Genomic DNA, 14,991 nt, shown 5'->3' on the forward strand with positions numbered 1-14,991 from the left:
CCGGGCAGGAGGTTGGCAGCGATGTTCGCGAGGCTGAGCACCTATCAGGGATCACCGGTTCCCGCGGAGGGAGACCTGACCGCGAACTGGGAAGCGATTCTCGAACGGGTCCAGGACGTTCCCGGCTTCCGGGGCGTGTACTACCTCGTTGACCGAGCCTCCGGGAAGGCCACGTCGCTGACCTTGTGGGAGGACCAACAGACCATGCAGGCCAGCGAGGACCGAACGGCCCGGCTCCGCGAGGAGGTCGCACGGCGGGAAGGTCAACGGGTTGTCTCGGTCGAACGCTTCGAGGTGGGATACAGCCACCTGGAGCCATGACAACGCAGACCCCGGCCCACCCGCGCGCGGCGCTCCGGCTCGCCGACGGACCCGGGGAGCGGTGTTGCGCCATTCGTGTTGTGATCGATGGCGAAGGACACAACGCTCTCGAGGACGGGAGGAATCATGGCTGAGAAGCTGCGAGCCCGAGACATCATGTCCGGTGGCGTGCAGTGTGTCGGTGCGCACCAGTCGCTGTTCGAGGCGGCCAAGATGATGCGCGATCTCGACGTCGGTTGCCTGCCCATCTGCGGCGACAACAACAGGCTCACCGGCTTGGTCACCGACCGTGACATCGTGGTGAAGTGCTGCGCCGAAGGTATCGACCCGGCGAGCGTGCAAGCCGGATCCCTCAACGCCAAGGTGCAGTGGATCGATGCCGAGGCAGATGCCACCGAGGTGCTGACGACCATGGAGGAACACCAGATCAGGCGGCTGCCGGTGATCGACGTCCGGAGCGGCCACCGACTGGTCGGCATGATCACGGAGGCCAATCTCGCGAAGAACCTGAGCGACGAACAGATCGCGGAGTTCGCGAGCCGGGTATACGCGACTGCTTCGATGCCCGGCCGGTCCGAAGGCTGAGGGGTCTACCCGAGGCTCCCGCCACCAGCACCGTCACGACAAACGCTCAGTGGACGATGGTGTAGCTGTGCCACGCGGGGGCGCGGGGCGCGGTGCGGTTGGACGTGGCAGTCGCCACATACGTCGTCCCATGCCCGGAGCAGTTGCGGCTGGGATAGAGGATCATGTCGACCAGGGTGTTGTTGACGACCTCGGTCGCACCGGCGGGCGCCAGGCGGTGGCAGCCTGTGACCAAGGGGTTGGACACCATCACAGGGCGCTCCCCCTCGGTCGCATACGAGACGGTGCCCACCGCGGTGCGGCCGAGTCCCGAGCAGCCTGTAGCGGCGATGGTCAGGAGCGCTGCCCCGGCGGCGACGCGGAGGCGCCGTTGATCGGTCACGGACATGGGCAGTCCTCCATGTGCGGAAACGTCCTGGTGGAGGCCACCCTGCCGGGTTCCCGGCAGGGCGGCATCCGGTGCGCGGCCGGCCGGGGTACAAGCCCCTCCCGACCGCCGGGCTTCCGGGCGAAGGCTCAGCGTGGGTCGCGCCCGATCAGACCGAGCAGCCGGTCCTGCAGCGGGGCATCCGCGGGGACCGACACCTCCGGACCGAACACCTTCACGCCGGGACCGAACGCTTCCGGCGTGCGCAGCATCTCCAGCACTTCCTTCGGCAGCGCCGACGTGGACGACCACATGCGCTCGACGTCTGCCGGGTCCATCCTGTCGTCCTGTCCGGTGGCCCGAGCGAGGTCCCACCCGTGAAGCACCAGGTCATCGCTGATGACCTGGTCGATCTGCTGCTCGACCGTCATACGGCCGTTGGGGGTGTCGCACTCCGTCCCCGCACTCTCGGGGTCGTCGAGCACGGCTTGGATGTCGGCGCGGGCGGACTTGAAGGCTCCCAGCGGGTCGTCCTTCAGCGACGGCGCAGGGCTGAGTGAGCGGCCGAGGGGGCGGAGCATCACGCCGTGCATGTCGATGATGTGGCCCACGACGGCCCGGGCCGTCCAGTCCTCACACGGTGACTGGTTGGACCACTGGTCGGCGCCCGCGGCGGCGACCTTGTGCTCAAAGGCGTCGGCGTGTCGGCGATAACGGTCGGCGATCGCGTTCATGTTCCTTCTCGTTCCCTGGGGGTTGCGGGCGCTTGTCCAGTCGGGCATGACCGTCGCGCCTTGGGTGGGCAGGGTTGGAACCCTATTGAGGGTGCACCAGTTGGACCGTCGCCGTGGCAAGGACTCATCGGTCGACCGGGGCACGCACCCGTGACGTCGGAGCACACCGGACGTCCTCCTGCGGTACGCGCGAGTGGCCGGACCGGGCGGCTGTGCCGTGTTCCGGCCCCGGTACCCCGACCTCGACACCGGCCCCGCCGGGTCACCTGGTCCGCCGCCGCGCCGCCGGGTGCGGCGGTCAGTACGGCCGCGAGGGCAGCGGCCACGCCTGCCGCCGCCATGACGCCGCGCCCTGCTGAACGCATGAAATCCTCCCCTGACAGGGAAGCCAAGTGGCCGTGCAATCGCGATGAACGAGTTGCTCGAACCAGTCGGGGGCAGGACGTGCGCAATGCCTACTGCCCCTGGATACTGGGGAGTTAATAAACCAGGGGGTCCCATGGACGAACCGGCCGAGATCGGCCAGCGGGTGCAGCGACTGCGTAACCAACGCGGACTGACACAGCGACAGTTGGCCGAACCCTCATACACGCCCGCCTACGTCTCGACCCTGGAGTCCGGCAAGGTCCGGCCCTCCGAGACCGCACTGCGTTTCCTCGCGGAGCGGCTCGGCACGTCGTTCGAGGAGCTGGCCACCGGACGCCCCGCCCATCTGGCCACCGAGCTACGGCTCGCCCTCACCGACGCCCAGCAGCAGCTCGCCACCGGGGCCGCCGACGAGGCTGCCGTCCGCTACCGGCGGCTCCTCACCGACGCGGAACACCTCGACCTCGTTCCCGAGCAGACCGAGGCGCTGCTCGGACTTGGCGACTGCGCTCTGGAAACCGGTGAACTGGCCAATGCCGGGCGGCACTTCGAGGCTGCGGAGCGGCTCCTGGCCGGTGAACCGCTGCCCCGCCGGGCCCGCGCCATCCGGGGCCGCGCCATCTCGCACCTCCTGGCCGGGGAGTTGCGCTACGCGTGCTATCTCCTTGAGTCCACCATCGACGAGCTCGGAGCGAGCGGGCTGGCCGACCCCGAGGCGCTGGTACTGCTGTACGCCGCAGTCATCGGCCCGTACATCGACATGGGCGCCCACGCCCGCGCCGCGCACGCCGCCGAACTCGCCCTGGCGCTGGCGCCGCAGGTCAACGACCCGGCGCTGGTGGCGGGCATGCACCGGCAGGTTGCCCGTACGTTCCTCGCCGAAGGGCGCACGGCCGACGCCGACGCCTCGCTCGCCAAGGCCCAGGCGATCTACCGGCAGCTGAGACTGCGGACCGACCTCGCACACTGCCACTGGATGCGCGGCTACATCCAGGCACAGAACGGCGAACTTGCCCTCGCCGAAGAGGAGTTGCGAACCGCGCGCGACATGCTGACCGCCAAGGGGGCTGTCCTCTATACCGCCCAGGTGGAGGTGGAGCTGGCCGATGTACTGAGACGGCTCGGGCGGCACGACGAGGCCGCAGGCCTGCTCGCGGCGCTACTGGAACTCGGCGACCAGCACGGCGCGGTGCACGCGGGCGGCGCGCACCGGCTGCTCGGGCTGATCGCCGAGGAGCGGGGGGAGGCAGAGTCCGCCGAGGAGCACTACGTCGTGGCGCTGGCCCTGCTGGAGCGCAGCGGAGCCAGCGGCGACCTCGCCGACCTGTGCCGTCTGCTGGGCGACCTGCTGCGCCGCAGCGGCCGTACCGAGGCCGCTCTGGACGCGTACCGCACGGGACTGGGCCACCGGGCAGCCCCCGGCACGACGACCCTGGGACCGGCCCCGGCGGCTCCGTCGATCCCGCAGCGCTGAGGGCAGTCCCCGGCGGGGCCGGCGATCCCGCAGCGCTGAGGTCAGCCCCCGGCGGGGCCGGCGCAGCCGTGGTCTCGGCGTACACGTGAACGTGCCCGGTCATATACGGTCCGCCGGGACGCTGCTCAGCACTCCGCTCCCTGTCGTCCTCCGCCGCCCGGCAGGTGTTCACCGGCGTCCCGAGCCACCTCCCGCATCGCGCAGGCGGCGGGCCCGTAACACCAGTTCCAGATTGAAGCGGCGGTCCGGGTCGTCCACCTCGTCGCCCAGCAGTTCGCGGATCTGGCGTAATCGGTAGCGCACGGTCTGCGGATGCACGCCGAGTCGCGCCGCGACCTCGGGGGCGCCGCCACGTGTCTCCAGCCAGGCGAGCAGCGTCTCGACGAGTCGTCGGCTGTGCGCGGGAGCGCACTGGTCGAGTGGCGCCAGGCAGCGACGGGCCAGGTCCTCGATCAGCTCCTCGGGCGGCAGCAGGACCAGCGCCTCGGTGTGCTCCGTGCAGTGCAGGACCTGGCCGGCGGGGAGCAGCCCGCGTTCCATCAGGCGTACGGCGGCAAAGGCCCAGTGCAGTGACTTGGCCGCCTCGGCAAGCGGAACCGGCGGTCCCATCGCGCCGGACCAGCCCGTCATCGCGCGCTCCAGGAGTTCCGGCCGGCCTGCCGCGTCCGGCTCGGGGACGATCATGCGCGGCTGCTCGTACTCCATGTCCAGCAGCACGCCCTGACCCACCGCGGGGGCGACGGCCTCCGGGGCGGGCCGCAGCAGCACCCCGACGGCGACCTGTTCGGGCAGCGGCCAGCCGATGCTCGCGGCGTGCTCGGCAAGGGCGTCGGTGGGATCCGTGCGGTGCTCGCTGAGCATCAGACTGATCAACCGCCGCTGCAGCCGCAGGCGTTCGCCGGCCTGACGGGCCGCGGTCTCGACGTAGCCGCGTACGGACTGTGCGACGAGCCCGTCGAGATACTCGAATCCCGACTCCACCAACTCGTACATGGCGGGCGGCGGGATCTCGACCTGTTGGCCGATCTCGGCGAGGCGACGCCACGCAAGTCGCACGCCGAGCCGGTAGATGGCCTGGAGCGAGTCGAGGCTGCGGCCCTGCAGGACTTCGCCGCGGCCGAACTCCTGGAAGACCTCCAGCCGGCGCCCGTGCGGCCCGCCCTCCTCCACCAGGAGGTGGTCCACGAAGTCCTCAAGCGCTCGTCGGATGCCGACCAGGGCCATGGGCTCACCCGAGTCGTCGACGACGAGCGGCAGGCCGGGGTACTCCCTGCGGATCTCACCCAGGATGGCCTGGGCGAGTGCGGGCACCTCGGCCATGGCCAGGGTCGCGAATTTGCGTGCCCGCGGGCGGGGTACATCGCGCCAGGCCGTGCGCTCGGGCATGGGTTCCCTCCCTCGCTGCTGGTCCGGCTACGGCTGGGGGGACCCTGTCGGCCCGCCCGACTCGAAGGAGACGAGAGGCACATTGGGCTGCTCAGGCGTGGCATTCAGAGCGGCAACGATGCCGAAGGCGGCCCCCACGGCGAGGACAGCGGCGGCCATGGTGGTCAGCACGGCAGCGGTCAGTCTGTGCATGGTTCAGCGAGCCTCTCGGTCGGTAGGCACCCCGCCCCACGGCCACCGGCTCGGCAATTGCCCAGTCTGCGAGTCTCATTGACACTCCGTCAAGAGCACGCCTACGGTCCGGGGCCGTACAGACGCGCACCGTCCTGAACCCATCCTCGCCCCCGGGAGTGCCCGAATGCGTCGTACCGCTTCGCCGTTGTCGCTGGTCCTGTTGGGTGTCGGCGTCTTTCTGCTCGTACTGGCTCCGATGCTCGCCCGGTACGTGGAACCACGCGCCAAACGCACACCGACCGATGTCGACGTCACCACCGTGTTCGCCGGCACCGGCGAATATTTCGACACCAGGAGCCTTCGACCCGTCCGGACGAAACCGATCACCATCACCCGACGGGTGCTGGGCGATGTCGCCGCGAGCGAGCGCAGCGGGCGGGCGGTCTGGGACGTGTCCACGGCCATCGACACCCCGGACACGCTGGCCTTGCGCGACCCGCGCAGGTCCTACCAGTGGACTCTCGAGCGCTGGGTGACCGACCGCCGGACCAACACTCCGGTGCACTGCTGCGGAGAGACGCCGGAGTACCAGGGCGAGGCCTACCTCAAGTTCCCCTTCGACGTGCAGAAGCGGGGTTACACCTGGTGGGACAGCACACTGGGGGCCACCGTCCGGCTGGAGTTCAAGGGCACCGGGAAGGTCGCGGGCTACGAGGGTTACCGGTTCACCGGATCCGTGAAGGACACCCGGACGGGCACCCGGCAGGTACCGGGCCGGCTGGTCGGCCTGCCGAAGCAGAGCCAGGTGCATGCCGAGGAATGGTACGCCAACGACGGCATCGAACTCGTCGTCGACCGGCGGACCGGCCGCATCATGAACGCGAGGATCGCCCCACGCAAGACGCTGCGCGCACCCGGTGCCGCTGAGGCGAAGGTGGTCCTGCTGGACAGCGCGGGACTGGAGTTCACCCGGGAGACCCAGCGCGCCCAGGTGGCGCTGGCGAAGGAGGACAGCGGAAGGCTGCGGGCGCTGAGTGAGACCGCACCGATCGGCGCCGGAGCGGCCGGGCTCCTACTGGCGGCCGCGGGCGTCGTACTCGTCGTGCGCGGCAGACAACGCCCGAATCCCCAGTAATGCGCACAATGTGATGGAGCGTCAGCTAAAGCGCGGGCCAAATTTGTCACCACCGTGAGTAGCGGCATCGAACAGAGGGGCGGAAACTACCAACCCCCACCCCGCCGCAAGGCCGCTCGCGCCCCACATCCCCACCGTCCCGCACTCCGAGGCGAGTTGGAGCTCGAATGCCCCAGCACGTACCCCCCATCCTGCGCGCGCCACGCCCCCACCATCCGCCGAAGTTCCCGCAGCACGAACCTCCTTCCGGACCTCCTCCGCATCCCCGCCGGATCGTCTTCCTCGCACGGCGCGACCTCGGCAACCCGGCCGCGGGCGGCTCCGAACTGCTCATCGACCGCATCGCCGACGGGCTCACCGCTCACGGACACCAGGTCACGCTCCTGTGCGGCGGTCCCGCCGCCTACCGCGACTACCGCGTGGTCTCGGCCGGCGGGGACGCCGGACACTTCCTGCGCGCCCGCCGCGCCTTCGAACGGCAGGTCGGTGACTGCGACCTGTTCGTCGAGGTGTGCAACGGCATGCCGTATCTCGCCCCGCTGTGGCACAGCGGACCGACGCTCTGCCTGGTCAACCATGTCCACACCGACATCTGGGGCGAGCGTTTCCCGGGCCCCGCCGCCCGGCTGGGCAGAAGGCTCGAACGCTGGGCACTGACCCGCGCCCACAGCGGCAACCTGCTCGTCGCCGTCTCCCCTTCGACGGCCGACGCGCTGCACGGCCTCGGCGTCCCGCGCGAGCGGATCCGGCTCGTCCACAACGGTGTCGAGGAACCGGGCCCGCTCGCCCCCACCTCGGCGGAGCCGCTGTTCCTCGCCGTGGGACGCCTCGTCGAATACAAGCGGATCGAGCTGCTCCTGCGCCTGTGGGAGAGGGTCAGACCGGTCACCGGAGGCCGGCTCGTCATCGTGGGCGACGGGCCGGAACGGGCCAGGCTGCAATCCTTGGCCGGGCCCGGAGTAACCTTCACCGGCCGGGTCTCGGAGGCCGAGAAGCACCGGCTGCTGTGCGCCGCCTGGATTCTCCTTCACCCCTCGCTCGTCGAGGGCTGGGGGCTCGTGGTGACCGAGGCCGCGGCCCGTTCCACTCCCGCCATCGGCTTCGACGTGCCCGGCCTCAGAGACTCGATCGACGACGGCGTAACCGGCGTGCTGGCCCGCGGCGAGAGCTCGTTCGCCGCTGCCTGGTGCACGCTGGCGCTCAGCGCCGAACGGCGCGAGGCGCTCGGCCGGGCGGCCGGGCAGCGGGCCGCGCACTTCCGCTGGGGCGCCACGGTCCGGCAGTTCCGGGCGGCGGCCGCGGAGGCCGCGCCGCGGCGGAGTGACCGGCTGTGAAAGACCCCTCCATCCGCAGGTCCATCACCCTCTTCCGGGCGTTCATGGGCGAGCAGACCGACCCGGACCGGTGTTACGCCGTGCTCGCCCACGACGCGGCCGAGCAGCTCGAGCGGCAGATGCCCCTGCACGACCGGCTGGTGGTGGATGTGGGCGGCGGACGCGGCCACTTCACCGAGGAGTTCCGGCGGCGCGGTGCGCAGAGCTACCTCTTCGAGCCGGATCTGCGGGAGCTGGGCGCGCGGGGCATCGCCCCCGCGGGCTCGGTGGTCGCCGACGGCTATCTGCTGCCCCTGGCCGACGGCGTCGCCGACATCTGCTTCTCCTCCAATGTGCTGGAGCACGTCGCCGACCCGCAGACATTCCTCAGCGAACTGATCCGCGTCACCCGGCCGGGCGGGCTGATCTACGTCTCCTTCACCAACTGGCTCTCCCCCTGGGGCGGTCACGAGTGGGCGCCCTGGCACTACCTGGGCGCGGACCGCGCCCGCGCCCGGTACCTGAGACGGACCGGACGCCCCGCCAAGCACGCCCTGGGCGAGAACCTCTTCGCGATCCACATCGGCCCGACCCTGCGTCAGGTACGAGCCCGCGAGGACGTGTCCCTCGTGACGGCTCGCTCGCGGTACTGGCCGTTCCTCGCCCAGGCCGTCACCCGCGTCCCGGGCCTGCGCGAGATCGCCACCTGGAACCTCCTCCTCATCCTCCGTCGCCGAACAGAAACGGCAGCAGCGATGAACAGCCCACTGCGAGCCACCCGTGGCTGAGACGACGTTGACCATCCCCCCGAGCCGCCCCGGCCGGCCCCGGCCCACCGCGGGGGCGACCCAGCCACCGGCCGGCGGGCCGCGCCGCAGATCGTGGCTCCTGGCCTTCTGGGCCGCGGTCTTCGTCGCGTTCCTCTCCGTGTCGCCGGGCAGGATGACCTTCGAGACCAAGCTCCCAGTGGCCGCCGACCCATGGAAGTTCATCGGCGACCTCGGGGAGCTGTGGCAGAGCCGCGCCGGATTCGGCGGGCTCTCCAACCAGTACGCCGGATACGTCTTCCCGACCCTCCCGTACTACGCAATCACCGACCTCGCGCACATCCCGGTGTGGCTGGCCGAGCGGCTGTGGCTCTCGCTGATCGTGGCCACCGCGTTCTGGGGCGCGCTGCGGCTCGCCGAGCGCATGGACATCGGAAGCGCACGGACCCGGCTGCTCGGCGCCGTCTGCTACGCGCTGTGGCCCACCTTCACCATCGTCGTCGGCTCCACGTCGGCGGCCGCGCTCCCCGGCGCGCTGCTCCCGTGGGTGCTGCTGCCGCTCACCGGCACCCGCACCAGCCCACGAGTGGCCGCGGCCACGTCCGCGCTGCTGATCCCCTTCATGGGCGGCGTCAACGCGGCATCGACGCTCGCATCGCTGCTGCCCGTGGGGCTCTATCTGCTCAGCCGCCCGGCCGGTCCTCGCAAGCGTGCCCTGATCGCCTGGTGGGCTCCCGGTGTCGTGCTCGCCACCGCCTGGTGGGTGATCCCGCTGCTGATCCTCGGCGTCTACGGCGAGGACTTCATGCCGTACGTCGAACAGGCCGACACCACCACCGGCACGATGTCGGCCACCGAACTGCTGCGCGGCGCGGGCAACTGGGTCGCCTATCTCCACTTCGGCGAAGCCTGGCTGCCCGCCGGCTGGACCGTGGCGACCGCGACGGTCACCATTCTCGGCTCGGCGTTCGCCGCCGCGATGGGGCTCGCGGGCCTGGCCCGGCGCGATCTGCCCGAGCGCCGCTGGCTGCTGCTCACCGTGCTGGCCGTCGTCCTGATCGCCCTGGCCGGATACGCCGGTTCCCTCGGCGGTCCCTTCCACGAGACGGTCCGGGACTGGCTGAACGGGCAGCTGCGGCCCTTCAGGAGCATCTACAAGTTCCAGCCCGGGCTCGCTCTCGCGCTCGCCTTCGGGCTGATGCACCTGGTGGCGAGCGAGAGCCGCGCGATCCGGCCGATTCCCGCGCGGCGTTTCGCCCCCCTGATCGCCGCGCTGCTGGTACTGCCCGGTCTGGCCTGGCCGTACGTGAACGGGACGATCCTGCAGCCCGGCGCCTTCAAGAAGCTGCCCGGCCAGTGGACGCAGGCCGCCGACTGGCTGGAGAAGAACTCGCCCGACAGCCGTGCCCTCGTCGTCCCCGCCACCGCCCACGGCCTCTACACCTGGGGCTCGCCCATCGACCAGCCCTTCGACGTGCTCGCCGACTCCCGCTGGGCGCAGCGCGACTTCGTTCCCTTCGGGACACCCGGCTCCCGAAGAGCGATGGACGCGGTGGAAGGGGCGCTCATGAGCGGTGGCGAAGTTCCGGGCCTGCGCGACTACTTGTCGCGCGCCGGTCTCTACTTCGTCGTCGTACGCAACGACCTCGACCCGGACCAGATCGGATACGTCCCGCCGATCACGGTGAAGCGCACCCTGGAAGCCTCCGGCTACCGGAGAGTCGCCGGATTCAACCCGGTACTCACCGGCGGCAGGATCCCCAGCGACACACCGTTGCAGGTCCAGGGCATCTTCCCGCGGATGCAGGCCGTCGAGATCTACGAGCCGGCCGGCAACCCCCGCCGGCCCGGCCAGGTCGGCCTGCGGGCGGTCGCCGACACCGCGGTGGTCAGCGGCGGCCCCGAGGCGCTGCTGCAACTGTCCGCCGATCCGCGCCTGCGGGAGAGGCCCACCGTGCTCACCGGGGACAACCATCCGGGGCTCGGCACACCCGCGGCGCAGTACGTCGCGGACGGACTGCGCCGCGCCGACACCCGCTTCGGACTGGTCAACAGCAACACCTCGTACACGTACACCGCTGACGAACGGAACCACACCGGGAGCCTGCAGGACCCGGGCGAGCAACCGCGGCAGATCCTGCCGACGAAGGGCACCGGCCACCAGACGACGGCCGTCCTGCGGGGCGCCGCCTCCGTGACCGCCTCCAGCAGTGGCAACTGGCTGTTCCACCTGCCGCAGTACGACCCGGTGAACGCCTTCGACGGCAACCCGGGGACCGCGTGGGCCGAGGGCAGTGCCACAGACGCCGCAGGCCAGTGGCTCCGTATCGGCTTCACCTCACCCACCGACGTCCCCTCCTCGCTTCAGCTCACTCCGCTGCCCGGCGACGGGATGCGGGCCGCCCCCACACTCGTACGGATCGAGACCGACCAGGGCTTCGTGGACAGCCCACTGGCACCGAACGGAAACCCGCAGCCGGTCAAGGCACCCGCGGGGCAGGCCAAGTGGCTGAAGGTCACCGTCCTGGCGGCCCAGTCCCCCAAGGCCGGACTGGGCGGCGCGGGCTTCAGCGAGGTCTCTGTCCCCGGCGTCCAGGTGACCCGGCTGCTCCGGCTCCCCACCGACGCACACGACAACGAGGCAGGGGCCGAGGTCTTCTCGCTCCATCGCGGCAGCGACCCGGGCGGTCTCTCGCCGGTCTCGGCCGAGGAGGGCCTGCACCGCCGGTTCGGCGTCCGCCGGGGCGGAGATTTCGCCGTCACGGCACAGGCGCTGCCGGTGCCGGGCGAGGCACTGGACCGGCTCGTCACGGGCGCCGATCCGGGGCAGGGGCGGCGGATCACGGCGACCGCCGACTCGACCAGCCGGCTCGGGAACGGCCTGAGCCCGCGCAATCTCGTCGATGAGGATCTGACCACCGCGTGGATCGCCGGCGACCGGCCGGTCATCCATCTGCGCTGGCCCGGCCGGAAGACCATCGACGAGATCGTCCTCGCGGCCGCGGGCGGACTCTCCACCCGGCCCGAGCAGATACTGATCAGCACCCCGAACGGCGCCGTGACGGCCGCCGTCGACGAGAACGGCCTGGCCCGCTTCGAGCCGATCACCACCGACCGGCTCGACATCACCATCAGCCGGGCCGCGCCGCTGACCGTCCACAACCCCGTTGCCGACAACCGGATGCAGTTGCCGGTCGGCCTCAGCGAGGTCTACGTTCCGGCGCTCGCCGACCTGCGCACACCGCCGCCCGCCCCCAACCTGCGATTCTCCGTGCCGTGCGGTGAGGGTCCGCCCGTCGCCGTGGACGGCACGCTGCACGCGACGAGCGCGTCGGGGACGGTGCGCGATCTGACCGAGCGCCGGCCCGTGGAGGTCACGCTGTGCCGGACTCCCGGGGGCACTCTTCCGCTGGGCCGAGGGCTGCACCAGGTGGAGGCGGGCGACCAGGGTCCCCTCGCGCTCACCGATATCACGCTCACCCGCGGCGAGGTCCGGCCGCCCGCCGTGAACGAACAGCGGGAGGCGACCGCGACCGACTGGCAGGGCGACCGGCGGTCGGTGGCCGTCGGCGCGGGCGAGGCGAGCTACCTCCAGATGTACGAGAACGCCAACGACGGCTGGAAAGCCACCCTGAACGGCAAGAAGCTGATCCCGTTGCGGATCGACGGCTGGCAGCAGGCCTGGCTGATCCCCGCCGGGGCGGGCGGCACGGTCGAGCTCGAATACGAGCCCGTACTGCTCTACGACATCGGGCTGATCGGCGGCGCGGTGGCGGTGGCGCTGCTGGCCGGCCTCGCACTGGTACGCCGCCGGGGCTCCGCCCCGGACTCCGCAGTGATGACACCGCCGGAGCCCGGGTGGGTGCTGGGCTTCGTCGCGCTGACCCTTGTGGTCGCGGTCGTGGCGGGTCCCTTCGCGCTGATCGTCCCCGCGCTGGCGGTGGTTGCCCGTCTGCGGCACTCCCTGCTGGTGCCGATCGCCCTCGTGGCGATGGCCGGCGCCGGGATCGCGGCCGCGACAGGGGCGGGCGATCCGGTCTCCGCCGGCCGGGGCGCGTTCGGCCCGGCGGCCCAACTGCTGGCGCTCATCGCGCTGTGCGCCGCCGTGGTCACCGTTGACCGGCGGGTTGGGACGTCACCTGCCTCCGCGGTACCGGATCCGCAGACTCTTCCCCAGCGGGTTAGGTCGGCAAACAGCCCTGCCGGGCACCGCGTTCCTGGCCCCGCGCACCACCCCGACCTGCCCGGCAACGCACCGACCGACCCGAGGGAGGCCCCGCCGAGATGACCGCCCTGCAACCCGCCCGGCCAGGGCCGCTGGCCAAGCCCGCTCCGGGACGGATTCCGTTTCCGGTCGTCGATGAGATCTCCCGGCACTGTCTCCGCGCGGAGGAGCCCGAGACCGTACACATAGAGGTGCACCTGCCCCGGCAGCCGGATCCGGAGCGGCTCCGGGCCGCGTTCGGCGAGGCCTTGCGCAGGCACCCGCGGATTCTGGTGCGCGAGGCACCCGGCCCCTGGTACCGGCGGCGCTACGAATGGGAGCTGACGGGTACGCCGGACGTGGATCCGGTCGCCTTCCCGGAGCCGGGGCCCGGCGCGCTCGAGCGGGCCAGAGCCGGAGCACTGGCCGAGGCTCCGCCGCTGTCCGTCTCCCCGCCCGTGCGGCTGGAGGTGGTGAGACCGTCGCCGACCGGCAGCTCGTGTGTGCTGCTGCTGACGCTCAACCACACCGCGCTCGACGGGCCCGCCTGTCTGCGCGTGCTGGCCACGGCCGCCGAGTTGTACGGCGGCGCCGCCGCCGACTCCCCCACGTCACCCGCACGCAATCCGGTCGGCGCGTCCGGGCCGGAGCCACGATCGCCCGGCCGCACCGTCGGTCCGGGCCGGCCCGCCCGTGTGGCACCCGCGCCCGGTGTCCCGGGAGCCGGCGGAAACGGCCTGCTGCTGGCCGATCTGCCGGTACCGCGCCGGCCGGCCGGTGCCCGCTACACCGTCAACGATCAACTCCTCGTCGCCACCTGTCTGATGGTCGCCCGCTGGAATCGGCTGCGCGAATCCGCGCCCCGCCCGATGCGTATCACCGTGCCCATCGACGACCGGCCCCGAGGCGCCGAGATGCCCATCGGAAACGGCACCCGTCTCGTCGAGGTCGGATTCGGGACGCGGGAGTGCGCGCGGGAGCCCGGCCCCGAGGCGCTCGCCGCCCTGTTGCGGCGCACCGCCGAGCGAACCCGCGCCCTGAAGTCGGCGCCCCGCCCTCAACTCGGCCACGCCGCCACCTTCCTCACCGCACCGGCCCTGCCCGTCGGGATGCGGGCCGCCCTGACCCGGGTGCTTCGGCGGGCTGCCGCCCCCTGGACCTCGACGACGCTCCTCAGCAACATCGGGCGCATTCCGTATCCGCTGGACTTCGCGGAGGCGGGCCGGGCGGAGGCCGTCTGGTTCTCGGCTCCCGCCGCGATGCCGCGCGGGCTGACCGTGACCACCGCGAGCACGCGGGGACGACTGCATCTGGCGCTGCGCTGGTCGCGCGCCCTCCTCGACGACACGGCAGGACAACAGCTGTGCGGCTTCTTCGCCGAATATCTGGCGGCTATGTCGGCCATGGCAGCCCTGCCGGCCGTTTCAGGAGGTGACGGGCCATGACGGGAACGCTCCCCGCGGGACTGCGGGAGTTCTACGAGAACCCGGCCGTCCCCGTCGCCTCCGGAGACGAGCGCAGCCGCCGCCAGGCCGTGATGCTGGCCCGAGTGCTGCCGCCCGAGCCCTCCCTCGTCGTCGACGTCGGCTGCGGCGACGGCTCCGCGGCGGCCACCGCGGGTCCGCTCCTGCGCGATCACCGGATCGTCGGCATCGACTGGTCCCAGGACGCGCTGCGCCGGGCCGCCACCCGGATGAACCATGTCGTGCGCGGTGAACTCACCTCGGGCGGCCTGCCATTGGCCGACGCGAGTGCCGACGCCGTGCTCTTCAGTGAGGTGATCGAGCATCTGGTGGATCCCGACAGCGCCATGGACGAGCTGCGCCGCATCCTCAAGCCGGGCGGCCATCTGATGCTCTCCACCCCGAACCTGGCCGCCTGGTACAACCGGGTGCTACTGGCCGCCGGGGTGCAGCCAGTCTTCTCGGAGGTCAGCCTGCGCGGCATTCACGGCCGCCCGGGAACCCAAGTGGTCGGCCATCTACGTCTGTTCACCGCCCGCGCCCTGCGGGGATTCCTCGCCGCCGCGGGCTTCGATGTGGTCACCCTGGCCGGCGCGCCCTTCCACGGTGTCCCGCGCCCACTGCGCCTTGTGGACCGGGCTGCCTGCGCCGTGCCATCTCTGGCCTCCATCCTCCTGGTGCACGCCAAGCGGGTGTAGCGCC

General features: G+C 71.5%; 13 protein-coding genes. 9 read left to right on the forward strand and 4 right to left on the reverse strand.

Annotated features, from left to right (window positions below):
- The first annotated feature begins 21 nt into the window (after positions 1–21).
- Complete coding sequence (locus J7E87_RS02685) at positions 22–321, forward strand: hypothetical protein (protein WP_215089410.1); 300 nt, start codon at positions 22–24, stop codon at positions 319–321.
- 126 nt (positions 322–447) lie between these two features.
- Positions 448–906: a CBS domain-containing protein gene (locus J7E87_RS02690; RefSeq protein WP_215089412.1), complete on the forward strand. Its 459-nt coding sequence runs from the start codon at positions 448–450 to the stop codon at positions 904–906.
- 46 nt (positions 907–952) lie between these two features.
- On the opposite strand, the gene J7E87_RS02695 is transcribed toward J7E87_RS02690, so the two are convergent.
- Both J7E87_RS02695 and J7E87_RS02700 read right to left on the reverse strand, forming a co-directional pair.
- Positions 953–1,294, reverse strand: coding sequence for a hypothetical protein (locus J7E87_RS02695; RefSeq protein ID WP_215089414.1), 342 nt, complete (start codon positions 1,292–1,294; stop codon positions 953–955).
- A gap of 128 nt (positions 1,295–1,422) precedes the next feature.
- Complete coding sequence (locus J7E87_RS02700) at positions 1,423–2,055, reverse strand: TIGR03086 family metal-binding protein (RefSeq protein WP_215089416.1); 633 nt, start codon at positions 2,053–2,055, stop codon at positions 1,423–1,425.
- A 451-nt stretch (positions 2,056–2,506) separates the two neighbouring features.
- On the opposite strand from J7E87_RS02700, the gene J7E87_RS02705 reads away from it, so the two are divergent.
- Entirely contained in the window at positions 2,507–3,847 is a 1,341-nt protein-coding gene (locus tag J7E87_RS02705) for a helix-turn-helix transcriptional regulator (RefSeq protein ID WP_215089418.1), read from the forward strand.
- Positions 3,848–4,015: 168 nt separating this feature from the next.
- Here the strand turns inward: J7E87_RS02705 and J7E87_RS02710 are convergent, their stop codons facing one another.
- The gene (locus J7E87_RS02710) at positions 4,016–5,233 is read right to left on the reverse strand and encodes a CdaR family transcriptional regulator (protein WP_215089420.1); all 1,218 of its coding nucleotides are present in this window, start codon (positions 5,231–5,233) and stop codon (positions 4,016–4,018) included.
- Between the two features lie 27 nt (positions 5,234–5,260).
- Positions 5,261–5,425, reverse strand: coding sequence for a hypothetical protein (locus J7E87_RS02715; protein WP_215089422.1), 165 nt, complete (start codon positions 5,423–5,425; stop codon positions 5,261–5,263).
- Positions 5,426–5,591: 166 nt separating this feature from the next.
- Between J7E87_RS02715 and J7E87_RS02720 the strand changes: the two genes are divergently transcribed.
- From J7E87_RS02720 to J7E87_RS02745, 6 genes are all read left to right on the forward strand, one after another.
- Complete coding sequence (locus tag J7E87_RS02720; protein WP_215089424.1) at positions 5,592–6,542, forward strand: DUF3068 domain-containing protein; 951 nt, start codon at positions 5,592–5,594, stop codon at positions 6,540–6,542.
- A 167-nt stretch (positions 6,543–6,709) separates the two neighbouring features.
- Entirely contained in the window at positions 6,710–7,876 is a 1,167-nt protein-coding gene (locus tag J7E87_RS02725) for a glycosyltransferase family 4 protein (protein ID WP_215089426.1), read from the forward strand.
- Positions 7,873–8,643, forward strand: a complete 771-nt coding sequence (locus tag J7E87_RS02730; protein ID WP_215089428.1) for a class I SAM-dependent methyltransferase — start codon at positions 7,873–7,875, stop codon at positions 8,641–8,643. The genes J7E87_RS02725 and J7E87_RS02730 overlap by 4 nt, the downstream gene beginning before the upstream one ends.
- A 7-nt stretch (positions 8,644–8,650) precedes the next feature.
- Positions 8,651–12,910 (forward strand): alpha-(1->3)-arabinofuranosyltransferase family protein, encoded by a 4,260-nt coding sequence (locus J7E87_RS02735; protein ID WP_215089430.1) that lies wholly within the window; start codon positions 8,651–8,653, stop codon positions 12,908–12,910.
- Positions 12,907–14,271 (forward strand): condensation protein, encoded by a 1,365-nt coding sequence (locus tag J7E87_RS02740; RefSeq protein WP_215089432.1) that lies wholly within the window; start codon positions 12,907–12,909, stop codon positions 14,269–14,271. The genes J7E87_RS02735 and J7E87_RS02740 overlap by 4 nt, the downstream gene beginning before the upstream one ends.
- Entirely contained in the window at positions 14,268–14,987 is a 720-nt protein-coding gene (locus J7E87_RS02745; RefSeq protein ID WP_215089434.1) for a bifunctional 2-polyprenyl-6-hydroxyphenol methylase/3-demethylubiquinol 3-O-methyltransferase UbiG, read from the forward strand. Before J7E87_RS02740 ends, J7E87_RS02745 begins: the two co-directional genes overlap by 4 nt.
- Positions 14,988–14,991: the final 4 nt, after the last annotated feature.

The organism is Streptomyces sp. ISL-1, assembly GCF_018614585.1.
In the GTDB taxonomy this organism is placed as follows: domain Bacteria; phylum Actinomycetota; class Actinomycetes; order Streptomycetales; family Streptomycetaceae; genus Streptomyces; species Streptomyces maoxianensis.

Excerpts from the sequence above, each read along its gene's own strand:
- J7E87_RS02685 (WP_215089410.1), top strand. The coding sequence starts at position 22 with ATGTTCGCGAGGCTGAGCACCTATCAGGGATCACCGGTTCCCGCGGAG.
- J7E87_RS02690 (WP_215089412.1), top strand. The coding sequence starts at position 448 with ATGGCTGAGAAGCTGCGAGCCCGAGACATCATGTCCGGTGGCGTGCAG.
- J7E87_RS02695 (WP_215089414.1), bottom strand. The coding sequence starts at position 1,294 with ATGTCCGTGACCGATCAACGGCGCCTCCGCGTCGCCGCCGGGGCAGCG.
- J7E87_RS02700 (WP_215089416.1), bottom strand. The coding sequence starts at position 2,055 with ATGCCCGACTGGACAAGCGCCCGCAACCCCCAGGGAACGAGAAGGAAC.
- J7E87_RS02705 (WP_215089418.1), top strand. The coding sequence starts at position 2,507 with ATGGACGAACCGGCCGAGATCGGCCAGCGGGTGCAGCGACTGCGTAAC.
- J7E87_RS02710 (WP_215089420.1), bottom strand. The coding sequence starts at position 5,233 with ATGCCCGAGCGCACGGCCTGGCGCGATGTACCCCGCCCGCGGGCACGC.
- J7E87_RS02715 (WP_215089422.1), bottom strand. The coding sequence starts at position 5,425 with ATGCACAGACTGACCGCTGCCGTGCTGACCACCATGGCCGCCGCTGTC.
- J7E87_RS02720 (WP_215089424.1), top strand. The coding sequence starts at position 5,592 with ATGCGTCGTACCGCTTCGCCGTTGTCGCTGGTCCTGTTGGGTGTCGGC.
- J7E87_RS02725 (WP_215089426.1), top strand. The coding sequence starts at position 6,710 with ATGCCCCAGCACGTACCCCCCATCCTGCGCGCGCCACGCCCCCACCAT.
- J7E87_RS02740 (WP_215089432.1), top strand. The coding sequence starts at position 12,907 with ATGACCGCCCTGCAACCCGCCCGGCCAGGGCCGCTGGCCAAGCCCGCT.
- J7E87_RS02745 (WP_215089434.1), top strand. The coding sequence starts at position 14,268 with ATGACGGGAACGCTCCCCGCGGGACTGCGGGAGTTCTACGAGAACCCG.